Raw genomic sequence first — 23,494 nt, forward strand, 5'->3', positions numbered from 1 at the left:
CGTCTATTTGGATTAACGGTGTGCGATCTGGCGTAGAAGCTTTGATCGAAGGCGTTTTTTGCCTTGTGTTTCGGCTTGGGTTTCGCCGTGCTTTTTCATGCTTCGGCTAGTCCGATTGGACCTCGTGCTGCGTTCGCCCGCAGCGCTACGATCGAGCCGCTAAATAACGCGGCTCAACTGATGGGAGTGCAATGCAATGAAGGCTTCGATGATGCTGTACCCGGTCGACACGATCGATGCGGCGCTGCCGTTCTTTGTCGACGGGCTGGGCTTAACGGTGAAATTCCGCGACGGTGAGCGCTATTGCGCGCTCGACGGCGGCGCGCTGGGCATCGCTCTGGTGGCGGCCGAAGAACGGATCGTCGAGCGCGCGGCGTTGGTGTTTCGGGTGGACGAAAACGATGACCTGTACGCGGCAATGGAGCGCGTAGTGGCAGCGGGCGCGTCCGTGCGGGTACCTGTGCAGCAAGGGCCGCACGAGTTGCGCGCAGTGCTGGAAGACAAGAACGGCGCGTTGCTGGTGTTGTCGCAAAAGCGCACGGTTTAAAGCGTTGAATGGTGTGCCGCGCTTGATACAGGCGCGGCACACGCGGTGACTTCGTTCAAATCAGACGAGTTCCGCCCCGGTTCAACCGAGCGGCACCACACTACCCAGAAGAATGCGCACGAGCGTAGCCTGCCGCGTTACGCCCGTCTTCGAGAAGATCGCCCGCAGATGGGCCCGCGCGGTGTTCTTGCTGATGCCCAGGTCGTCGGCCGCTTCTTCCAGCGTCAACCCATTGGTCAACAGCAAGGCGAGCGAGGTCTCGGCGGGCGTAAGGTCGAACAGCTTGCGCACGATCTCCTGCGAGCCTTGGGATTTGCGATCGGGATCGCGCAAAAACAGCACGGTTGCCGGGCGCCGCTTGTTGTCCTCAGACCAGTCCGATAGCGGAATCGTGCGCACCAGCACGCCAAGTTTCGGCTTGTCGCAACCGCGCGTGATCGGCATGGCTTCGACAATCGGCGCGGCGGTGCCGAAATGCCCCATCAGCGCATGACGCACCAGACGTTGCAAATTGCGGTTCTCCTGCGCGTCGGTGGCCTCGACGTTGCCGTGCACGATACGCAGACCGTTGCTCTGCGCGAGAATCTCGTCGGCCACGCTGTTGGTGCGCATGATCGCGCCACTCTCGTCGAGCGTCACGGTACCCACCAGCATCCGGTCGATCGCGCTTGCATACAACGTGCGCTCCGACTCCACGATATCGAGCCGCGAATGCAGTTCGACCGCGCGCCGCAAATGCGGCAGCAACAGTGCGCAGAACGCCTTGTCGCGTGCGGAAAAATGCTTCGAATCGTGGCTGCGGCACACGCGAAACCGGCATTCAACGCCCGACTCCGTGCGTAAATCAGCGCCCATGATGTAGCGGATGTCCGCGGGCTTCAGGAACTGCTTGTAAAGCTCGCTCGTGAGCCACCCGGTGTCGCCGAATACTTCGTCGACCGTGACCACGCGATCCGCCGGCAAACCGACGAACGGGTCGAGCGAATAGTAGTAGTTGTTATACGACGCTTCGCCCGGCACGCCCGACCCCATTTCGGAAGCATGCACCATCAGGCCGCGCCGGTCGCTCGAAGGCGAACGCAGAATCAGGGTTGCATAGCTCGCGCCGAGCGAGGTGCGGATCAACTCCAGCGCGCTAGCCCACGGCGTGCTTTCCAGCGCCCCCTGATAGATACGCGCGGTCAGCTCGCTGAACTGCGCGACGCTCACCTCGGCCAGTTCACTCATGGCCTGGCCCTCTTCAGGGGCCCATTTTGTCTCCATCAACACTCCGTCCTCCATGCGATTTTGCATCGCGTCGCCAAGCTTAAGGGCCGATCTGTTTGCTGGCATCGGGGGAAGTACTTAGCTGAGGGAAGTTTCGCTGAGCGTGCGAACGAACTCTCGTCCAATCGGACGATGCTCCCTTGAAGCCGCCGCGCTTCAATGCATTCAGTGTTGCGGCGTGCGCGCCGAATAGCCTGAATTCCGGCTCGATTCGCGTCATGCACGGCCGCCTCGCTTATACCCGGTATAGCCGCTTTCACGACAGTTTTCTCAGGAGACCCGATGGCGCTCGATCCCCAGGCGCAGGCCGTGCTCGCCGCGTTCGCCGGCATGCCCCCGCTCGACTTCGCGCAACTCACCGCGCCCGCTTACCGCGCAATGCTCGCTGCGGGCGGCGGTTTTGCGCCCGGCGACGCCATCGCGGCGGAAGAGGATCTGATGATTCCGACCGCAAGCGGCCCGATTGACGCGCGCCTTTACCGGCCCGTAGTTGAAGATGGCGATAGCAACGGCCTGCTGCCCCTTACCGTCTTTTTTCACGGCGGCGGCTTCGTTTCCTGTGGGCTCGACACCCACGCCAACCTGTGCCGTTGTTTAGCGCAACGCGCGCGAACGGTCGTGCTATCGGTCGATTACCGGCTCGCGCCGGAAGCGCGTTTTCCGGCCGCCGCGCTCGATGCGTGCGACGCCGTGCGCTGGGCTGCTGCCAACTCAGCCGATTTACGCGTGCGTCCCGGCGCGCTGGCCGTAGCCGGCGACAGCGCAGGCGGCAATCTGGCCGCGGTGGCCGCGCAGCAGTTGCGTCATAGCGGCGTGAATATCGCGCATCAGTTGCTGTTCTATCCGGTGGTGGATTGCGCCACCGAGCATCCTTCATACAAATCGATGAGCGACGGCTATTTGCTGACGGCGGACATGATGCGCTGGTTCAAAAGTCAGTATTTCGCGGAGGGCGCCGATCGCGCCGATCCGCTCGCCAGTCCGCTCGCGGCAACCGATCTCACCGGCGTGGCCAGCGCCACCATCATCAGCGCGGAATACGATCCGCTGTGCGATGAAGTCGAGCATTACGCGGCACGCCTCGCGCAAGCGGGCGTACTCACGACCCATCTGCGCTGGCCGGGACAAATGCACGGCTTCGCCAGCTTGCTCGGCGCGCTCGATGCGGCCGACCACGCACTCACAATGGCAGCGCGAACCTTGCGCCATGCGCTGCACGCCCAGAACACCTGACCCCGCTCACTAGAAAAGACATGACTGCATTGATCCGCCTCGCGGCCGAAGACGGCATCGCGACGCTCACGTTCGACCGCCCCGAGGCGCTGAACGCCCTCAACGAAGCGATGGCAAACGAACTGAACGCCAAGCTCGTACGCCTCGCTAATCACGACGAGATCCGCGCGATCGTGCTGACCGGCGCCGCCAACGCCTTCATGGCGGGCGGCGATTTGCAGACCATGCGTGCCGCACTCGACGCAAAACCTGTGGTGCGGGATCGCGCGATCGGCAAGCTCGTGCGGCTTGCGCAAACCGTGGTCGAGAACGTCACGGGTTCGCGCAAGCCGGTGATCGCCAGCATCAACGGCGCAGTGGCGGGCTTCGGTTTGAGCCTCGTCTCGGCCTGCGATCTGGCTATCGCAGCAAAGAGCGCGACATTCACATCGGCGTATGGCCGAATCGGCACCTCCCCCGACGGCGGTGTGACCTACACGTTACCGCGCACGCTCGGCACCAAGCAGGCCGCGCAATGGATGTATCTCGACGAGCGGCATACGGCCGACGAAGCATTGCGAGCGGGCATCGTCAACTGGGTCGTACCGGACGATGAACTCGCCACACAAACGCGCTCTTTGTTAAAGCGGATGGGCGCCCTCTCGCCGGACGCATTCGCACAAACCAAGAATCTGATGCTGCACGCACCCGAGCGCAGCTTCGCCGAGCATTTGTACGCGGAGCAGCGCAGCTTTCTGCACTGCGCGGCAGGCGACGATTTCCGCGAAGGCATCGACGCATTCTTCGACAGGCGCGTGCCCGCGTTCGGTTCCAGCGCACGTTAAGCGTTTTTCCTCGTTTTTCTATACGCAGCAAACAGCACCCGCAGTAGCACAGGGATAAACCCATGAAACTCGCCACTACCAACGAAATCGTCGCCGAACTGAAAGCCGGCCGCATGATCATTCTGGTCGACGAGGAAGATCGTGAAAATGAAGGCGATCTGTTGATTGCCGCTGACTACGTCACCCCCGAAGCGATCAACTTCATGGCGCGCTTTGGCCGCGGCCTCGTCTGCCTGACGTTGAGCGCCGAGCACTGTGCGCATCTCAAGCTGCCGCCGATGGCGGAACAGAACGGCACGCAGTACGGTACCGCGTTCACGGTCAGCATCGAGGCGGCGCAAGGCGTCACCACCGGTATATCCGCCGCCGACCGGGCGCATACGATCCGCACCGCGATTCGCGCGGACGTGCGCGCTGAGCATCTGGTGCAACCGGGCCACGTGTTTCCTATCGCAGCGCGAAGAGGCGGCGTGCTGGTGCGTGCCGGACACACCGAAGCCGGCTGCGATCTCACCGCCCTCGCAGGGCTGACGCCCGCCGCGGTGATCTGCGAAATCATGAACGACGACGGCACCATGTCGCGCCTGCCGCAACTGATCGAATTCGCGGAACACCATGGCTTGAAGATCGGCACGATTGCCGATCTGATCCACTATCGAAGTACTCATGAGTCGCTCGTCGAGCGTGTCGGCGAGAGGCCGCTGCACACGCCGTGGGGACCATTTCGCGCCATTCAGTATCGCGACACCGTGCGCCAATCCACGCATCTGGCGCTGGTGCGCGGCAATCCAACGCCCGATGTGCCGGTGCTCACGCGCGTGCACGAATGCTTTTCGCTGCTCGACCTGCTCGATGCCGAACCGTCCGCGCATTCGTGGCCGCTGCACGCGGCGCTGCAAAAAATCGATGCGGCCGGATGCGGCGTAGCGGTCCTGCTCGATTGCGACATGCGGGCCGATGCGATGAACGGCAGCAACGGCATGCCGGCACGCAAGGACGGCCGACTCTCCGGGATTGGCTCGCAGATTCTGCGCGAACTCGGCGTGCGTCGATTGAATGTGTTGTCGAGTCCATTCAGGCTGCCGGCGCTATCCGGGCACGAACTGGAGATCATGGCGTTCATTCCGCTTGGCGAAGCGGATCTGGACAATCCGCATGCCTTTGAACGCGCGCCCGCCGCGCCGAAGGTTGGCGCGCCACGAATGTCCGTGCCTCTTCGGTCCACCGCAACGCTGCATGTCAACGCTGAGCCCGCGTCATACGAACTCGAAGCCTCCTCTTGGTGAATCCTGGATGATCAAGCACAACAAGCCTAATAAGCCTTATGTAGCCCTCGTCACGGGCGCCTCACGCGGCGCCGGCAAAGGTATCGCACTCGCGCTCGCCGCGACTGGCGCGACGGTCTACGTGACCGGACGCACACAACGCGAAGGCGACGCGCCACTGCCAGGCACTGTGCACGCGACGGCAATCGAAATCGATAAGCTCGGCGGCAAGGGCATTGCCCTCACCTGCGATCACGCCGACGACCGCCAGGTAGCAGAAGTATTCGACTACATCCGGCACAACAGCGGGCGCCTCGATATCCTCGTCAATAATGCCACTGCGTTGCACGACGAACTGATTCGCCCGGCACCGTTCTGGGAAAAGCCGCTCGACCTCGTGGATATTCTCAATGTCGGCCTGCGCTCCGCATATGTTGCGAGCTGGCATGCCGCGCCACTGATGGCCGCGCAAGGCGAAGGGTTGATCGCGTTCACGTCCTCGTTCGGTGCGAGCTGCTATATGCATGGCGCCGCGTATGGCGCGCAGAAAGTGGGTGTCGACAAGTTCGCCAAAGACATGGCCGTCGATTTAAAACCGTACGGCGTCGCGACAGCTTCCATCTGGATGGGCATGCTGCAAACCGAGCGCACCGCGCGCGTGATCGCCGAGCATCCCGAACAGTATGTGGGCTTCAGCGAGCTCGCTGAGACGCCGCAATTCACGGGACGCCTGATCGATGCGTTGTATCGCGACCCGCAACGTCAGCAGAAATCCGGTTTGGTGCTGGTCGGTGCGGAGCTTGCGCGCGAGTACGGTATCACCGAGCTCGACGGACGCCAGCCGCCCTCGCATCGCGAAGCGTTGGGTGGGCCAGTGCAGGCGCATCCTGCGATCGTGGCTTGATACGGTGTGCGGCACGTGTGGCACGGCGCAACAGCTCTGAATGATGTGCTGGGCTGTACCGCGCGGCTTCGTGTCTTTTCCAGCACCACCGGCGGCTAGAAGCCGGTCACCACCATCGCATACACCAGCGCCGCACCGCCCACTGCCCCGAGGAATGTGAAGCACTGCTCGTCGGCGCCCGAGCGGCGCGCCCAGATTCTTCCAGCCAGCGCGGCCAACCCGGTGATGCCCAGAAACAACGACAGCGACGAACCGGCCGTACACACCATGCCGGGAAATTCGTCGCTCCAGGCGCACGCATAGAGCTGCCGCACGGATACACCGACCACGCCGATCGCCACCAGTACGCCGGCAATCAGTCCATCCCGCTGAACTCTGGATTTCATCTGCAGCCCTCTCCGCATCACGCCTCTCCTCATCACACTCGTCCCCATTCCTAACGCGGCCCCAACGCCTGCCACGCGGCTGTGCGCCTCGATACGGTGGACGGGAAAGCCAAGTCGCACGGTTCTCGGTTCATACCGCCATTGACGGCGATACGACGCGTGCGAGCATCGTCCGGATGGACTAAGGGGATTGCCTGACGGATTGCGGGCGGGATTGCGGGGGACTGCAGAGGGTGACGGGACTGCCGAGGAATCGCGGAGGGGATTGCCGGGGGGAGTCTCGGGGGAAATTGCAGGTGGATTGCGAAGGAAACCACCATCGAAGAAAACAGTGGACGTGACGGCACTCGCCGTCACGTCGAAGCAATCAAGTGGTCACCGCGTCAGCGCGCGTCAGGCTGTTTTCGGCTTACCGACAAACCACGTCCCGATGACCTCTTCGATCGCGCGCGCAGCGGACAACAACGCCGCTTCGCCACGCGGCTTACCGACAATCTGAATACCGACCGGCAAGCCACTCGCGCTCATCCCGCACGGAATTGCGATGACCGGCATGCCGGTGAGCGTCAAAGCGTAGGTAATGGCGAGCCAATCGATATACGTATCGAAGTGCTGGCCCACCGCCTCGCGGATATCGCGCGCTTCCACCGGGAACGGCAGCACGATAGAAGCCGGACAGATCAGCACGTCATAGCGTTGCAACAGCGCGTTCATCTTGTGGAACAACGAGCCGCGCGTACGGTGTGCTGCGAGCATGGCGCGGTTATCCACCTGCAGACCAAACTCGATGTTCCAGATCACGTTGGGGTTCAGCACATCACGATGGTGAGCCAGCACCTCTTCATAGTTCGCCGCGTACGAGATACCTCGCAGCGCATGGAACGCCTGGGTTGCCCCGCTCAGATCAAGATCGCTTTCATCCACGCCGATGCCTGAACCTGCCAGGTGGTCCATCGTTTTACGGCAGATTGCGAGGATCTCCGGCTCAACCGTCGCAATACCCAGCCCTTCGCTGAATGCGACACGCGCCGGACGCTGCGGCCTGCGTGCATGCTCCAGAAACGACGTTGCCGGTTCGCTCAGCGACATCGGCGCGCATTCGACTTCGCCGCACATCGCGTCGAGCAGCAGCGCAGCATCGGTTACGTTGCGTGCCATCGGTCCATGAATACCCAGCGTGTCGTACGGATTGGCAGCCGGACCATACGACACGCGCCCCGGCGTGGGGCGCATTCCCACCACGCCGCAAAACGCCGAAGGCGTGCGCAACGACCCCGCCAGATCGGAGCCCTGCGCGACCCATGCCGTGCCCGATGCCAACGCGGCAGCCGCGCCCCCCGAGGAACCACCCGCCGAGCGCGACAGGTCCCACGGATTGCGCGTAATGCCGAACACGCTGTTATACGTATGACCGCCGGAACCGAACTCCGGCGTATTGGATTTCGCATAGACCACGCCACCGCGCGCTTCGAGCAGTGTCACGCCGGCATCGGATGTCTCCGGAATGCGATCGCGGTAGACGAGCGAACCACGTGTGGTGCGCACGCCGGCTACATCGGTCAAATCCTTGATCGGCACCGGCAACCCGCATAACAGGCCGCGCTCACCGACCGGCTGCTTCAGCAGCGCATTGGCATGAGCATGCGCGCGCTCGAAACACAACGTGGGCAACGCGTTGACTTGCGGTTCGACGCGCGCCACCTGAGCGGCAAGCGTGTCGAGCAGATCATGCGGACTGACTGACTCCTCGCGCAACAGATCGACAATTTCGCACGCGCTTCGCTCAATGAGACTCAAATCGACGGACATGGTGACTATCGGCTTCGTGGTGGGGATACCCGTTAGTTTCGCATGTCGCGCGTATTTGCGGCGTCGGCCGGGCACTTTTTTAGCGATCGCGGCTCTTTCATCTGAGCGCTTATGCGGCGGACATTGCGGACTCGTATGTAGCTTTGCTGCGGCGAGCGTCGGTCAGCATCATATCGGCCGCCTTCTCGCCGATCATGATGGAGGGTGCATTGGTGTTGCCGCTCACCAGTGTCGGCATGATCGACGCATCGGCCACTCGCAGGCCTTCGAGGCCAATCACTTTCAATTGCGGATCGACCACGCTGCCGGCATCAATGCCCATCTTGCAGGTCCCCGCTGGATGGAAGACCGTGGCCGCGTGCGCACGAATGTAATCGAGCAGCGCAACATCCGACTGCACATAAGCGCCCGGCAGCATCTCTTTGCCGCGGATTGGATCGAAGACCGGCGAGGCGAGGATCGAACGCGCAAGCTTGATGCCTTCGATCAGCACACGTGCATCCTCTTCGCGAGCGAGAAAGTTGTAGTCGATCAGCGGCGCACGCTTGTCCTCGCGCGACAGCGTAAGCATGCCGATGCTTTTCGGCCGCAGCACGCAGGTATGAATAGCGAATCCGTGACCGTATTCAAAAAGACGCCCACGATGGCTGCGATAGCCGGGCACAAAATGGAACTGCACGTCGGGGTCGCCTCCAGCGGCGTAACGGGTTCTCGCAAAGCCGCCGGCTTCGACGTAATTGGTGGTGAGCCAACCCTTCTTACGCAGCAGATACTTGAAGGGCGACGCAACTACCTTCGGCAGCGAACGCAGCGAAAAGCCGAGCGTTTTCGCGCTCGACGAACGCACGGTCACCAGGCCGTCGAGATGATCCTGCAGATTGCGCCCCACACCCGCGAGATGATGCTTGACGTCGATGCCACTCTCCCGCAAATGCGCAGCATCGCCGATACCGGACATCAGCATCAGATGTGGCGAACCGATCGCGCCCGCGGCGAGAACGACTTCCCGCTTTGCATTCAGCAGCAGGGTAGCGCCCTCCTTCTCGACGTACACGCCATGCACACGGCTGCCTTCGAGACGCAAGGACAACGCACGGCAATCGCTCAGCAGCGTGAGATTCTTGCGCTGCAGAACCGGATGTACGAACGCCCTATAGCTCGACAAACGGTGCGCCGCTTTCTGCGTCACGTCATACACGCCAACGCCGAATGGGTCGCCCGCATTGAAATCGCTGTTATGCGGCAGACCGATGCCGCGCGCGGCGTCAATAAACATCTGCGAGAGCGGATTCGGATCGCGCGGACGGTCGACTGACAACTCGCCGCCCGTCCCGTGATAAGTCTCGTCCTGGCCGAGCCGGTTGCCTTCCGAGCGCTTGAAGAACGGCAGCAGATCGTCGTAGGCCCAGCCTTTGCAACCCGCCGCGGACCAGCCGTCGTAGTCCGAGCGCATGCCGCGAATGTAGATCATGCTGTTCATCGAACTCGATCCGCCGAGCACCTTGCCGCGCGGGCAATGCAAGCTACGTCCGTTCAAACGCGTTTGCGGCGCGGATTCGAAGTTGTAGCTGTACTGCGGGCTCTTATAGAGCGTGATGGTGCCGGCCGGCACCTGCACGCGCGATGTGCTGTCAGAGCCGCCCGCTTCGACGAGACACACCGCATAGCGGCCATCCGCGCTCAACCGGTTCGCCAGCACACAGCCGGCCGAACCAGCCCCGATGATCACGAAGTCGAAGTCCATTGTTTGTGCTGTTTGACTCATTTTGTGCGGGCTCCAGCGGCGGGGGAATAGTCAGGCAGGCACGCGAGCAGTCGTGCGGGAAAACCGCTTGCAACCCACGTAGTAAACCAGCGAGGTCAACACCAGACCGACGACCCATGAAATATCCGCACCGTCGAGCTTCTTCGCGATCGGCCCGGTGTACAGGTCGGTTGCGACGAATGGCAGTTGCACGACAATGCCGAACAGGTACGAGAAGATCGCAATGCCGTTAAAGCGCCCGTAAATACCACCGTCCTGCCGGAAAAACGAGTCGACATCGTATTGGCCATGGCGCACGAGGTAGTAATCGATCAGGTTGACCGCCGTCCAGGGCACCAGCACGTACAACAGCAACAGAATGAAGTTCGTATAGGCCGCGAGGAAGTTGTTTTGACCAAACAATGCAATCGTCAGAGAAATGGCAAACAGCACCAGAGCGGTGACAGCACGCGCTCGTGCCTTGCCGGACCATGAGGGAAATAACGTTTGCAGAATCGTGATGGTCGAAAGCGCTCCGCAATACAGATTCATTGCGTTAGTCGCCGCAATGCCGATAGACAGTACGATCACGACCAGCGTGCTGATGCCGTGCGTAAGCATCGTGAGGCCGGTGACCACGTCTCCGTCCGCCACCATGAGGCCGATTACGGCGCCCAGCACCATCGGAAAGATCGAACCAAGCGAGCAGCCCCAATAGCTTGCCCAGAATGCGACACGCGAGCCGGTCTCAGCCGGCATGTAGCGCGAATAGTCGGACACGTAGGGCGCATAGGCGATCTGCCAGAGTGCCGCGACTGAAATCGTGCCGAGAAAGCCCGTCAGATTCGCGCTGTTCTTCGCGAAGAAATCAGCTGGCAGTCCATGCACGAAAATGATCCACACGAAGGCGAGCACCAGCACCGCACCGGAGCACCACGTCATCAACCGCGTATAGGCGTGAATCAGGTTGTAGCCGAAGATCGTCGCCACGAGGCTCAGTATGCCCACGACGATCACGCCGTCGTTCACACTGACGGCAGGGGTCAGGCTGCGCAGCGCCTGGCCGCCGAGGACGAGGTTCGACGCAAAGAACCCGAGGTACATGATCACCACGAGCCCCACCACCAGCAGCGAGCCGATCGAGCCGAACTGGCCACGCGTTTGCACCATTTGCGGGACACCCAACTGCGGCCCTTGCGCCGAGTGCAGGGCCATGAAAACCGCACCCACCAGCGTGCCGATCACGATTCCCAGCACGCCCCACCAGAACGGTTGCTTGAACACCGTGACGGCCAGCGCGCCGGTGACGATGGTCAGCAACATGATGTTCGAGCCGAACCAGATCGTGAACAGATCGCTCGCCTTGCCGTGCCGTTCGGCGGCAGGAATGGGCTGGATCGTGCTTTGTTCCAGACGGCCAATCGTATCTTCCTGATTCATCGGCTTGTTCCTTGAGATTCGTCAAATTGGATTCACAGCCCGACTGTTCAACAACAAAAAAACCACCGAAAGAACTAATTAGCTTTCCATTGAATTGGTTTTCCCTATGTTTTTCTCCACACGCATAGGGCGTGCCGAAGCAACCGTTGCATAGACGGTGCCTCTTCATTGGATCGGTTTAATCTTCTTGGAAAGAAAATGCGACTGCTGCGATAGTCGATATGCGGCGGATCGTGCTTACATTAAGCAGCATTTCATTTCGGAGACACGCTTGATCACCATCTATGGCGAGCGCCATCGCCTTCATCATGGCCGCAGCGAACTGATCGACGGCGAATTGAAGCCGTGCTTCGAGATGCCACGGCGCGTCGAGATCGTCCACGATCGCTTGCGCCAGGTCGGGCTCGGCGAGGTCATCGCGCCCACTCGCTTCGGCATCGACGCGTTGAGCCGCGTGCACAGTGATGCCTACCTGGATTTTCTGCAGACCGCATGGCGGGACTGGAGCGCGCTCGGCCGCACACACGATGCGCTGCCGACCATCTGGCCGGCGCGCGGCCTGCGGCGCGACCGCGCGCCGCTTAGCATCGACGGCAAGCTGGGTTTCTATGCAATGGATGCGGGTGCGCCGATCACCTCGGGCACCTGGCACGCGATCGAGGAATCCGCGCATGTTGCCCTGACTGGCGCGCAGTGCGTGAGCAACGGCGAGCGCGCGGCCTTTGCGTTGTGCCGGCCGCCTGGGCACCACGCGGGACGCGACGTGATGGGCGGCTACTGCTACCTGAATAACGCCGCGATTGCGGCCGAACACTGGCTCGCGCACGGCGCCAGGCGTGTAGCCATACTCGATGTCGACTATCACCATGGCAACGGCACGCAATCGATCTTCTACGAACGCGACGACGTACTGTTCGCCTCGCTGCATGCGGACCCCTCGATCGACTATCCGTATCTGCTGGGCTACGCGGAAGAAGCCGGCCGCGACGCCGGCGAAGGTTTCAATCTGAATTATCCGCTGCCGTGGGGCACGGATTGGTCCGGGTACTCAGCCGCGCTCGCTCATGCCGGCACGCAGATCAACCGGTTCGCGGCTGACGCACTGGTGGTTTCGCTTGGGGTCGATACGTTCGAAGGCGATCCGATTTCGCAGTTCCGGCTCACAAGCGACGATTATCCGCGAATCGGTGCGGCAATCGCACAACTCGGCTTACCGACGCTGTTCGTGATGGAGGGCGGTTATGCGGTGGAAGAGATCGGCGTGAACGCGGTGGGCGTATTGACCGGTTTTGAAGAACACTGAGGGTTGCGTTGCGGTGATATCCCATAAGAGCGCCGTGCTGCGCATGGAACTCTTATCGCATCGTTGTCAGGCGTGTGGCGCTTCCTGAGTTCCGGAAAGGCTCGATGAATGTGCGAACCGGCAGAGAGCCAGTTCGCACATCCGGTATCAGCTCTTGAGCCGATACCCGGTCTTGAAGATCCACGCGACGATCACGAGAAACACGGCCAGAAACAGCGCGGTCATGCCGAGGCTGACACCGACATCCACGTCGGCGAGGCCATAAAAGCTCCAACGAAATCCGCTGACCAGATAAACGATCGGATTGAACAGCGTCACGATCTTCCAGAAGGGCGGCAGCATATTGACTGCATAGAAACTACCACCGAGAAACGTGAGCGGCGTGATGATCAGGAGCGGTACGAGTTGCAGCTTCTCGAAGCTATCTGCCCAGATGCCGATAATGAAACCGAGCAGACTGAACGTGACCGCGGTCAGCACCAGGAACAGAATCATCCAGAACGGGTGCTGCACCTGCAGCGGCACGAACAGCCCGGCGGTAGCCAGAATGATCAACCCGAGCAGAATCGATTTGGTAGCCGCCGCGCCCACATAGCTCACGACGATCTCCAGATACGACACCGGCGCGGACAACAACTCGTAGATCGTGCCGGTAAAGCGCGGAAAGTAAATTCCGAACGATGCATTCGAAATGCTTTGCGACAGCAGCGACAGCATGATCAAACCCGGCACGATGAATGCGCCGTAACTGATGCCATCCACTTCCTTGATACGCGAACCGATTGCCGCACCAAATACGACGAAGTAAAGCGAAGTGGAAATCACCGGTGCGATGATGCTCTGCATCAGCGTGCGCCAGGTGCGCGCCATCTCGAACTTATAGATCGCGCGAATTGCGTAGATATTCATTGGTTACCTCGGAGCAGACTGACAAAGATGTCTTCGAGCGAACTTTGCGTCGTATGCAGATCCTTGAAGCGGATGCCGGTGTCGTCGAGCGCTTTGAGCAGCGCGATGATGTCAGTGCGTCCGCCCTCGCCCTCATACGTGTAGATCAACTCGTTGCCACCCTTGGCGACATCCAGCCCATAACCGGTCAGCGCCGGGGGCACCTCCGCGAGCGGACTCTCCAGTTGCAGCGTCAACTGCTTCTTGCCGAGTTTGCGCATCAATTCCGTCTTCTCTTCCACCAGCATGATCTCGCCCGCATTGATCACGCCGATGCGGTCGGCCATTTCCTCGGCTTCGTCGATATAGTGAGTGGTGAGAATGATCGTCACACCGCTCGCGGCGAGCGAGCGCACCAGTTTCCACATGTCGCGGCGCAACTCGACGTCGACACCGGCGGTGGGTTCGTCGAGGAACAGCACGCGCGGTTCGTGCGAGAGCGCCTTCGCAATCAGCACGCGGCGCTTCATGCCGCCTGACAGCGTAATAATCTTGCTATCGCGCTTTTCCCACAACGAAAGATCGCGCAACACCTTTTCGACGTAAGCGGGGTTTTTCGGCTTGCCAAACAGTCCGCGGCTGAACGAGACAGTCGCCCAGACGGTTTCGAACGAGTCGGTGGTGAGCTCCTGCGGCACAAGGCCGATCAGCGAACGTGCGCCACGATAGTCCACCGCGATGTCGCGGCCGTCCACCATTACGCTGCCAACGCTTGCCTTGACGATGCCGCAGATGATGCTGATGAGGGTGGTTTTGCCCGCCCCGTTGGGCCCAAGCAAGGCGAAGATTTCCCCGCGGTTGATCGCCAGATTGATGTTTTTGAGTGCATGAAAACCCGTGGCATAGGTTTTCGACAGATTCGTGACCGAGACGATTGGCTGCATGGATTCGACGATGGCAGACACCGGTATTTGATTGGAGGGAGGCGGTGCGAATACGCGACCGCACCCGCAATGTAAATGAAAGTGAGAAAGCGTGCAGTATAACCACGAGAATCCGAAGAAACCGATAGACCGGATCAAGGTCCGCCGGCGCAGCACGTCTGCCATTCAGGACCGGCTATGGTTTTGGCCGGATATTCTGGATATGCCGGATCCTGTCACGGTTCAGCGCATGCGAAGCTGCTGGCGAGATTCACGTTGCCCTTACCGCTGTAGCGGGGAAACAGCGGGTAACGGCACAACGGACGCGAGCGGCCGTTGGTCGCCGCCGCGATATCGGTAGCGGTCAAGGTTTCGGGCGATACACCACGCGTCACCCAGTTGTCGAGCGCGCCCAGCAGATCTACCGATGGAATGAACACGCCGCTGCCGTGTTGAAAACCCGGCACCATGTAGAGCCGCATGAACGCATTGACCTGGTCGATGCCGAAGCGATCGACCAGCGCTTCGTAGTAGGCGATCGTCTGGTTCGGGCTGATGACTTCGTCGGCGAGGCCTTGCAGCGTAATGAGTTTGCCGCCGTGCGCGATGTAGCGTGCGAGGTCGGGGTTCATCGCGCCGATCGTCTGTGAAAGCGCGATCAGTTGCCCACGATATTTTCCAGGATGCTGCGGATCGAATCTGAGCGAGTCGAACTCCGCGTCCCGCGTCACGAAATAACGGATATAGCCGTCTCCCTGCGCGAACAGGTAGCCGTTGGCGAAGAAGGTCGGTACCGGCAAGCGCTCCGGTTGATGCGCCAGCCCGAGCAGGCCGTTCAGATGCGTGCCCTGGAAGATGTTGTAGCCACGATAGCCCGTGACGTCCCACGCCAGTTTGTAGGGTAACGAGAGGCCGTCGCGCATCATCAGCAACGTGGAGAGTTGCGGGTCGGTGAGGCACTCGTCATGCGAGGGTGCACGTCCGGCGCAGCGCAACGAGGCGATGATTTCCGCTTCGTGTTCCCGGCACCCGGCAATGTCGCTGATGATGCCGTCCGCCGCGCCGTCGAGCCGATCGCAGACCGCGAGCGTTCGTTGATATACGTGCTCGAGCAACAGCGGTGGGATAAACCCACCGGGCGTCGCGTACTCCGCCTGACCGAGCTTCACGCCCATCAAACGCACGCCGGAAAAATTGAGCGCGGGTGAATTGGCGATCACCCCGTCGTAGTCGTCGGGATAGCGCTGCATCACCGTGTAGCCTTCGCGCCCACCTGTCGAGCCGCCGGCGAAATACATCCGTTGCGGCGGCCAGCCGTAGGCCCGCGCGATGAGCGCGAGCGCGGCGTCGTGCGTTTTCTTCAGATGCGCGTAGCCGAAATTCGTCACGGCTTCATCGACGAGGCCGAAAACCGCGAGCGATGAATTGCCCACATGCCCCGAGTCGTCGCCGAAGGTCGCATAGCCTTGCGCGAGCGGTGCGCGATCTGGAGAGAACGGCATCACGCCCGTACCGCTCACCACCACGCCGTTATAGCCCCCGCCACCGATCTGCAGCGCACGGCCGTTCCAGCGGCGCGGCAGATTCAGGTCGAAGCGGATATCGGGCGTGCTTGCCTTGAGCGCCTTGATGCGGCCCGTGATACGGCAATATTCGCCGCCCTGCTGATTGCCAGGCGCGGTAGCCGCCACCATCGCCGCGTTTTCGATCTGTACGCCGGCCGTGGGCAAGGCGATCAGTTCCGGCGGTAGCACCGCGCCGGCGAATTCTGCGCAACGCATGGCGAGCAGTGCTTCCCTGGGGGCGGCGAATGCCTCTGAGCCGCTCACCAGCCATAGCACTGCGCCGACGGCTGTGACGGCCGTGCGTGAACCGAGCGTGGAACGCACATGACGCAGATGGCGCACACGCGCCCTCACCCGTAACCTGCGCCGTTGGCGGCCGGGCGCGACTGCTGCCCCCTCCAGTCGTTCCAGCCGCGCGCGATCATCAACACCGCGCCGATGGCGACCAGATCGCCGCCGAGTCCGATCAGCGTGCCGCGAAAACCGTGGAACGTATGCGGCGTCGCCGTATCGACAACCAGCGACACCAGCGTGCCGGTAACGAAACACACAAGCCCGGTACGGCCGACCGTCACCACGGCCGGCAACCGCTGTGCGAGCCACGCGATGCTGCCCATGCGCACACACTGCGCGGCCACCCAGGCGATGACGATGAAGTTGATCACACGGTCCACGGAAAGGTTCTGTTTAAGCGTGCCGGGCAGCGGCTGCGTCAGCACAAAGAGTTTGACGACGGCGAACGCCAGCACCGCGACCACCGCGGCCCGCGTGAGCCAGCGCGCCGTAGGGGTTGCGTGAAAGCGCTCGCTGATGGGTTGCACCCGGCACAGAATGCCGAGCACGAACATCAGTTGCCATGCAAACGGATTAAAAGCCCAGTTGGCCACGTCGTCAATGCTGAATAGTGCGGCCAGCGGCCGGGCCAGCGCCCAGATCGTCACGCTCAAGCCCAGCGCCGCGAGCGAGGAGCGGCGCGCCAACGGCACCACGAACGGCACGAATAGCGCAAAGATCACGTACATGGGCAGTACGCTCGACAGATACGGCTGGCGCCGCAGCAGGGCAATATCGAACGCCTCGCGCAGCGGTTGAACCGCGAACGGCTGCCAGCCGGTCAGGTCAACCATCGGCTGGTTCAGATGTAAGAGCGCGAGGACGGCGCCCGATAACAGCGTCAATACGGCCGTCAACAGATAGGCGCGATAGATCTCCCAGCAGCGCCTGACGAAGCGCATCTTCGCCGCGCTCTCGCCGCGGCCGGCGAGCACCGCCGTATACGCTGCCGCCGACGCATAGCCGCCGAGGAACACGAACACTTCAGCCGAATCGCATAAGGCATAGGCATGCAACATCAGATGCGACAGCGTGCTACCAGGAATGTGGTCCAACACAATGACAATCAGTACGACGCCGCGGAAGAAATCCACTTCGATCGAGCGTCCGCGGCGGGTGTCCATTCAGGTTCTCGCAAGATAGTGCGTGCATGCAATACGCCGTAAAAATCGGTCGTATACCGTTGTTTCCGGTAGGAACTCCATGACAATAAAACGTTCCCACCATTGCCGTGCATCACATCGACGTACGCTGACAACCGCCCTCTAATTGCACGCGGAGTGGCAGCAATCCGAAATCCAGATGTCGGCGTACGGTAAAACTGCATCGTCACGCATTGAGCTACCGGAAAGTCTTGCGGCAAGTTTTGCGGCTTTAATGCGTCGAGCGCGAACGCAATCGGTAAGGGTCACGGAAAAAAATCACTGATTGTGACGCGCGATTTTTTTCGCTTTTTTTCATCGTAGGATGAATTCATACACGCCCGTCGGATGTCCCGCGTTTCGCTCGATGCCACCCTTCGACGGCGGCCACGCATGTGGACCGGACACGCTGCCGGGCTGATCTTCGATCTCCTGGCTCGCTGAGCGTCAGTGCGACGCCTTCTATTTGCCGTGGCTGAATTTACCGTCACCCATGCGCTCCGGTCCTTCCACTATCGCCCTGAACGGCAGCGCCTTGCGCGCCACCTTCACACTGGAAGACACCCACATGAACAACAGGATTGCCGGCTTCGACGGATTGCGTGCGATTGCAGTCCTGATGGTATTTTTTCAACACCGACTATTCGGCGAGATCGGCGAGATCGGTCACCTCGGCGTGTGGATCTTCTTCGCGCTGAGCGGCTTTCTGATCATCGGCATCCTGTCCGCGCAACGTACGCGCATCGAAAGAAACGGCAGCCGGTTCGGCGCTGAACTCAAGCGCTTTCTGTTTCGCCGCACACTGCGCATATTTCCGATTTACTACTTGATGCTGGTTGTGATGTGCGTGCTGATGGCGCTCGGCATGGCGAATCCTGAACTGGCCAGCGGCATGCCGTTTCATTTCGCTTACCTGTCGAACTTCTGGATCGGCTCCGTGCTGCATTACTGGCCGGGGCGTTACTCGCATCTATGGAGTCTTGCGATCGAAGAACAGTTTTATCTCGTGTTTGCGCCGCTGTTGCTGCTGGTTGCGGCGCGGCGGCATTACGCTGCGTGCCTCGCGATCGTCGTAGTTGGACTGGTTTCGCTGCTGGCGATGCGCGCGGCGCAGTGGCCGGAAATCACCATCTATACGCATCCACTGAGCAACTTCTGGCTGCTGGCGTTAGGTGGGATTGGCGGCTTGATGATCGCTGGGAAACAAAGCCGCTTGCGAGTCGTGCTCGGGCATGGCATGACGCTGTTCGTCTTGAGTATTTGCCTGGTGGTTTTTTGTGCGACTGAGCCAAGGTGGAGTCAGTTGGGCAGTTCGCTTGCTTTCACGATGGTCAGCGCCTTGTATGGCGTCTGCATTGCGGCGCTCGTGTGCTCGATTGCATGCTGCCGTAACGCGACAGTAATCGGCCTGCTCGAAACCGGCTGGCTGGTGAGCTTCGGGCGCATCAGCTACGGCTTTTATCTCTATCACAATCTGATTCCGGACCTGACCCGCAATCGCCACGCCACGGCGCTTTTCGGCGGCACCGTGCCGCTGTGGGCGCACGTCGCCGGCATTATCGCCTCGTTCCTGATTTCACTGGCGATGGCCACGCTGTCCTGGCGGCTGATCGAAGCGCCGATTCTTCGCTTGAAAACGCGGCGCGCACCAGTGGACGCCGCGACTTCAACACCCACGCAAACGCCGACCACGTTTGCCGCTGGCAATGGGCGTGCGATGAGAAATGAAGACGCCACTTCAGATGCCGTTTGAAGGAACCATTCCTTACGTTCCGCCTTCAGGCGGTTTGAGTAAGAGCGCGGTATCATGCAGCCCTCACTTAGCCGGCTGCTTCGAACCTTGCGCGACACGCGAGCACTGAACAGGCCGAACGATAAAAACAAACCACTGCACGCGCGCACTCCGGTTCATCTGATCCGCGCGGTTGGCTCGCGGACTTCAACGATGGTTCATTTCAGTTTCGCCAATGGCGTGCTTGGCGCGAGCCTGCAGACGCTCAGCCTTTACGCGCTGCTTGGCATCATTGCGGCGCTGTTGCTGGGCGGGATGGTCAAGGGCGTGGTGAGTATCGGCGTGCCGCTGGTTGCGATGCCGATTCTCAGCCAGTTCATGCCCATCAAGGAGGCCGTTCTATTGCTGTCCATGCCGATCATTCTCGGCAATATTCCACAGGCGCTGGAAGGCGGCGACATGCTGCCGACGGTCCGGCGCATTGCCGCGCCATTGATCGGTACGGTGATTGGCAACATCGTCGGCGTGAGCGTATTGATCTCGCTTGCGCCGCATCGCGCGCAAGCTGCTGCGGGCGTGTTGCTGATCGTCGCGGCGCTGCTCCTGTTGCTTTCGCCGAGACTTACGTTGAGGCCGGCATGGGCGAAGCCTGCGGGCTTCGTGCTGGGATTCGGTGCGGCACTGATGGAGAGCATCGCTTCGGTGCCGGGGCCTTTGCTGGCGATGTATTTGATCGCCACGGGCGCCACGGGGAAAGTCTTTACGAAGCAGATCGCGATTATTCTGGTGGTTTCAATTATCACGCTGGTCGCCACCTTTAGTGGCGGTGCGCATGCCAGCTGGAGCGATCTGGCCATTTCGGCCTGTGCGAGTGTGCCGGTAATCGTAGGAATGCTGTTAGTGCGGCCGCTAAGGGACAAATTGCCGCCAGGGGCCTTTCGGGTTCTGGTTCTGGTGTTCGTCCTGGCAGCCGCTGCACAGATGGTTTGGAAATCCGGCGTTTTATAAACGTTCGGGCTGCGCGTGCCGACAAATCCAAACCGTGGAACATGTTCTCTTGCGCTCCCGCCAGCGCAAAGCGGTTCAAGCGGCAGCCGGCTCGTGGACGATCTTCAGCGCGCTCTTGTGCTCCTTGATTAACCGGTAAACGGTTTCGCCAGGAACGGTCTCCCGTTCGAGCAGTTCGTCGGCAATGGCGCGCAGCACGGGCTCATAGGCCTGCAGCAGCCCATGGCACAACTCATTCAATTCCTTGAGCAGCACGTTAGCGTGCTCAATGGCGCTCTTCATTTGCAGGCCGGCGTACTGGGACGGCAGCGCTGCGAGGCTGAACAGATCGCCGTCGCGGTTGAAGCCAAACTTCGAGACCATGTCGAGACTGATGCGCGACGCCTCCTGCAAATCCGACGCAGCGCCACTCGACGCTTCGGAGAACGTGATAATTTCGGCATTACGCCCGCCAAGCAAGACCTGTATTTCGTTGCGGATTTCCGTTTCGCGGTACAGGTGCTTGTCCTGCGCCTTCGTGATGAGCGCGACACCCAACGCGCCGCCACGCGGCAGGATCGTGACCTCTTCGAGCACACCGGTGCCGAGCAGTGCGGCAACGAGACCGTGCCCCGCTTCGTGCACTGCGATACGCGTGCGTTCGTCCTCGCTCAGTGCCCGTTCGGCGCCGCTCACGTCGCCGATACGCGCAATCTTGATCGCTTCCATGAAATGCTTCGCGGCAATCTCCGTCTCGCCGGCTTTGCGCGCGACCAGCCCCGCCTGATTCACGACCATCGCGACCGTCGCTGGAGAAAGGCCCGTGGTTAGGCGAGCAAGCTGGTCGTAGTCGATGTCGGCGGCTTTCGACTTCAGCTTCTGCGCATAGAAGCGGAAAATCCTGGCGCGGTCTTCGCGGTCGGGCAAACGGACCTGCACGGTGCGATCGAACCGGCCCGGCCGGCGCAAAGCCTCATCCAGACTGTCAGGATGATTGGTCGCCGCGACGACGATGACGCCTTCGTTCGAAGCGAAGCCATCCATTTCCGCCAGCAATTGATTGATGATGCGGTTGCTCTCGGCTTCGACGGGACCGCCGCCGGTATCCGTGCGCTTGGCGAGGCCGTCCGCTTCGTCGATAAAGATGACCGTGGGCGCATTCTTGCGCGCGAGTTCGAACAGGTGTTTGACCTTCTGGATGCCAACGCCATAGTACTTCGCACTGAAATAGCTGCCCGTGATCGAAATGAAGTTCGCACCGCATTCGCCGGCGAGCGCCTGGGCAAGCCGCGTCTTGCCGACACCCGGGCCACCGACCATCAGAATGCCGCACGGTGCGCGCACCCCCATCGACGTGAATTGCTTCGGATCGGACAGATAGCCGCGAATGTCCGCGAGCGCCGCCTTCGCCTCACCCGCACCGATCACGTCGTCGAAACGCAGCGTGGGCGCCTTGCTGAGCAGCGACGCGCCGCCTCTCATCTCGCGACGCATGAACCACACCATGCCGCCGATCAGCAACAGCGGCAACAGCACGCTGATCGCGTCACGCACCTGGCCTAACACCGGAGCCCAGCGCGCCGCGCCGGTCCGGATGTCGGCATCGGGCAGCCAGACGAGCTGATAGGGCGCGGTCTGGTCAGCTTTGGATTCGCCGAGCAGCAGCGCATGCGAGAACATCGCGTTATGGTCAGTGACGAAGTATTTCGCGCCATCGCGCTTCGACACCAGAATCGCGTTGGGACTCACGCCGATTGCGGCCACGTTGGCCTCGTGGATATCACGCAACATTTGCGACGCGTCTTTCTCTTCGTGCGTCCACGCCGAGGTGTCGTGACGCATCTGGCTCGCGATGCCGGTCAGCGCCGGGGCGGCCTGCGCGCCGCGTTGCTGGTACTGCCAGGCGCTCAATGCGAGTAATACCGCGACTAGTGCAGCGCCGAGCCCAATGGCGATCTTGCGTGTGCGTCTTTTCCCAAGCGAGTTCTTTCCCGGCTTCATGAGTCACTTCCAAAAACGGGCCAATGGAGCCCTAATACTGGTCAAAATCAGGTGGTAGAGGTTGGCGAGGGGGAATCGGCTGACGCGACACCGCATATGCGCGGAAAGAAGGACATCGAACCATGCGTCCCTTTTAGCGGCTCGCACACCGGCCAGTATGCCGGATGGTCGCCTTTCCAATTTGCGGAAAAGGACCATTTCTACCGTGTATCCGGCGATTCATGCCGTCGGATTGGGGGAGCGATCGTCGCGTCAAAAATGACGGCCTGCCGCTCCGGCGCACAGTTTATCAGCCCACTATTCGCCGCGTATTCTGAATATCTGCACTTAACCGCGCCCTATTAAAAGCGGTCAACATTGCAGTAAATCGCGGAATATTGAAAACGCCCGTCCAGGCTGGCTGGCGGCGATTAGCTGGTGTAAGGAATGATACTGGGGATCAGCCGAGCGAGCGCCCGGCGAGGACAACACTTATGTGCCACCCTCGACCGGTCGCTCGGCCAAGTCTGGAGGCGCATACAGCAACACCCCCGAACGTCCGATGGGCAAGACGCCCACCTTTTTTTGCAACTGAGCGGCGAGCCTCTAATGGGCCCGTCCGCATCTCGCCGCACTCTCAGGTCCTTCTTTTTTATTGCCGGTGCCTTAAGACACCGGTCTGCTCTCCCGCAACTACCCCCGATCCTTGCAACCCTTCCCTTCAGCAGATTCAGACTCAGGCGGCCGTGCGCCGCCTCAGCTTCATCTGCGTTTCACTCCCGAGCTGGTCGAGAAGCTTGATAATCCGTTTGCGTTGGCTGGCAATCAACTCGTGAGTTTCTTCCAGCGCGCGAACGCGTTTTTCCCAGTACTCATGGTCGAGCGTGACTAGTACGCTTACCGCGTCCCCACGCGTTACGTACTGAACCATGCTCTCAAGATGTTCCAACTGGCTGTCTACCAGATTGGCCGGACGCCGCCCGCCACGCTGGGCGGGCGGAGGCTTATTCGTGCCGTTCATCTTTTGATACCCCGTAAATTGGCCGCCGGGCAAAGCCTGGGCCTCGCACCCATTGCGCCGCGAATGCTGATCGGCGCTCTTTCTGCGTGCAGTTGCGATTCCAGAAACGGGGCTTGTTTTAAACGGATTTATTGCGCCGTCAACGAAAGCGAGCTGCATCTAATCATCCGACAATACCGCAGGTTTTTTGTTTGGCTTTACC

19 protein-coding genes are annotated in these 23,494 nt (G+C 61.0%); 8 read left to right on the forward strand and 11 right to left on the reverse strand.

Annotated elements, in window-relative coordinates; all coding sequences use genetic code 11:
- Positions 1-196: 196 nt before the first annotated feature.
- Complete coding sequence (locus PQR40_RS01400; protein ID WP_408227953.1) at positions 197-547, forward strand: VOC family protein; 351 nt, start codon at positions 197-199, stop codon at positions 545-547.
- A gap of 81 nt (positions 548-628) precedes the next feature.
- Here the strand turns inward: PQR40_RS01400 and PQR40_RS01405 are convergent, their stop codons facing one another.
- Positions 629-1,810 carry a helix-turn-helix transcriptional regulator gene (locus PQR40_RS01405; RefSeq protein WP_408508265.1) on the reverse strand — a complete coding sequence of 394 codons (1,182 nt, stop codon included), beginning with the start codon at positions 1,808-1,810 and terminating at the stop codon, positions 629-631.
- 285 nt (positions 1,811-2,095) lie between these two features.
- Between PQR40_RS01405 and PQR40_RS01410 the strand changes: the two genes are divergently transcribed.
- The 4 genes from PQR40_RS01410 (at position 2,096) to PQR40_RS01425 (ending at position 6,039) form a co-directional block, all read left to right on the forward strand.
- Positions 2,096-3,046 (forward strand): alpha/beta hydrolase, encoded by a 951-nt coding sequence (locus PQR40_RS01410; RefSeq protein ID WP_408508266.1) that lies wholly within the window; start codon positions 2,096-2,098, stop codon positions 3,044-3,046.
- Between the two features lie 20 nt (positions 3,047-3,066).
- Entirely contained in the window at positions 3,067-3,870 is an 804-nt protein-coding gene (locus tag PQR40_RS01415) for an enoyl-CoA hydratase/isomerase family protein (RefSeq protein WP_408508267.1), read from the forward strand.
- Positions 3,871-3,932: 62 nt separating this feature from the next.
- Entirely contained in the window at positions 3,933-5,156 is a 1,224-nt protein-coding gene (gene ribBA / locus PQR40_RS01420; RefSeq protein ID WP_408508268.1) for a bifunctional 3,4-dihydroxy-2-butanone-4-phosphate synthase/GTP cyclohydrolase II, read from the forward strand.
- 7 nt (positions 5,157-5,163) lie between these two features.
- Positions 5,164-6,039 (forward strand): SDR family NAD(P)-dependent oxidoreductase, encoded by an 876-nt coding sequence (locus PQR40_RS01425; RefSeq protein WP_408508269.1) that lies wholly within the window; start codon positions 5,164-5,166, stop codon positions 6,037-6,039.
- Positions 6,040-6,134: 95 nt separating this feature from the next.
- Here PQR40_RS01425 and PQR40_RS01430 read toward each other — a convergent pair whose 3' ends face one another.
- From PQR40_RS01430 to PQR40_RS01445, 4 genes are all read right to left on the reverse strand, one after another.
- Positions 6,135-6,425, reverse strand: coding sequence for a hypothetical protein (locus PQR40_RS01430; RefSeq protein WP_408227936.1), 291 nt, complete (start codon positions 6,423-6,425; stop codon positions 6,135-6,137).
- Positions 6,426-6,818: 393 nt separating this feature from the next.
- Entirely contained in the window at positions 6,819-8,234 is a 1,416-nt protein-coding gene (locus tag PQR40_RS01435; protein ID WP_408508270.1) for an amidase, read from the reverse strand.
- 109 nt (positions 8,235-8,343) lie between these two features.
- On the reverse strand, positions 8,344-9,999 hold the full coding sequence (locus tag PQR40_RS01440) for a GMC family oxidoreductase (protein ID WP_408508271.1): 1,656 nt from the start codon (positions 9,997-9,999) through the stop codon (positions 8,344-8,346).
- 30 nt (positions 10,000-10,029) lie between these two features.
- Positions 10,030-11,418 (reverse strand): purine-cytosine permease family protein, encoded by a 1,389-nt coding sequence (locus PQR40_RS01445; protein WP_408227929.1) that lies wholly within the window; start codon positions 11,416-11,418, stop codon positions 10,030-10,032.
- 271 nt (positions 11,419-11,689) lie between these two features.
- On the opposite strand from PQR40_RS01445, the gene PQR40_RS01450 reads away from it, so the two are divergent.
- Positions 11,690-12,721 carry a histone deacetylase family protein gene (locus tag PQR40_RS01450; RefSeq protein WP_408508272.1) on the forward strand — a complete coding sequence of 344 codons (1,032 nt, stop codon included), beginning with the start codon at positions 11,690-11,692 and terminating at the stop codon, positions 12,719-12,721.
- A gap of 147 nt (positions 12,722-12,868) precedes the next feature.
- Here PQR40_RS01450 and PQR40_RS01455 read toward each other — a convergent pair whose 3' ends face one another.
- The 4 genes from PQR40_RS01455 to PQR40_RS01470 form a co-directional block, all read right to left on the reverse strand.
- Positions 12,869-13,630, reverse strand: coding sequence for an ABC transporter permease (locus PQR40_RS01455; protein WP_408227923.1), 762 nt, complete (start codon positions 13,628-13,630; stop codon positions 12,869-12,871).
- Positions 13,627-14,553, reverse strand: a complete 927-nt coding sequence (locus tag PQR40_RS01460; protein WP_408228084.1) for an ABC transporter ATP-binding protein — start codon at positions 14,551-14,553, stop codon at positions 13,627-13,629. The genes PQR40_RS01455 and PQR40_RS01460 overlap by 4 nt, the downstream gene beginning before the upstream one ends.
- Positions 14,554-14,768: 215 nt before the next feature.
- The gene (locus PQR40_RS01465) at positions 14,769-16,373 is read right to left on the reverse strand and encodes a tannase/feruloyl esterase family alpha/beta hydrolase (RefSeq protein ID WP_408508337.1); all 1,605 of its coding nucleotides are present in this window, start codon (positions 16,371-16,373) and stop codon (positions 14,769-14,771) included.
- A gap of 74 nt (positions 16,374-16,447) precedes the next feature.
- Positions 16,448-17,554, reverse strand: coding sequence for an OpgC domain-containing protein (locus PQR40_RS01470; protein ID WP_408227920.1), 1,107 nt, complete (start codon positions 17,552-17,554; stop codon positions 16,448-16,450).
- Between the two features lie 586 nt (positions 17,555-18,140).
- Between PQR40_RS01470 and PQR40_RS01475 the strand changes: the two genes are divergently transcribed.
- Together PQR40_RS01475 and PQR40_RS01480 are read left to right on the forward strand one after the other, a co-directional pair.
- Positions 18,141-19,325 (forward strand): acyltransferase family protein, encoded by a 1,185-nt coding sequence (locus PQR40_RS01475; RefSeq protein ID WP_408227917.1) that lies wholly within the window; start codon positions 18,141-18,143, stop codon positions 19,323-19,325.
- Positions 19,326-19,517: 192 nt separating this feature from the next.
- Positions 19,518-20,312: a sulfite exporter TauE/SafE family protein gene (locus PQR40_RS01480; RefSeq protein ID WP_408227914.1), complete on the forward strand. Its 795-nt coding sequence runs from the start codon at positions 19,518-19,520 to the stop codon at positions 20,310-20,312.
- Between the two features lie 75 nt (positions 20,313-20,387).
- Here PQR40_RS01480 and PQR40_RS01485 read toward each other — a convergent pair whose 3' ends face one another.
- Positions 20,388-22,292 (reverse strand): ATP-dependent metallopeptidase FtsH/Yme1/Tma family protein, encoded by a 1,905-nt coding sequence (locus tag PQR40_RS01485; protein ID WP_408227912.1) that lies wholly within the window; start codon positions 22,290-22,292, stop codon positions 20,388-20,390.
- A gap of 715 nt (positions 22,293-23,007) precedes the next feature.
- Complete coding sequence (locus tag PQR40_RS01490; RefSeq protein ID WP_408340090.1) at positions 23,008-23,451, reverse strand: hypothetical protein; 444 nt, start codon at positions 23,449-23,451, stop codon at positions 23,008-23,010.
- Between the last annotated feature and the right edge of the window lie 43 nt (positions 23,452-23,494).

The sequence above is a fragment of the Paraburkholderia sediminicola genome (assembly GCF_046026855.1).
Taxonomy (GTDB): Bacteria; Pseudomonadota; Gammaproteobacteria; order Burkholderiales; family Burkholderiaceae; genus Paraburkholderia; species Paraburkholderia sediminicola_A.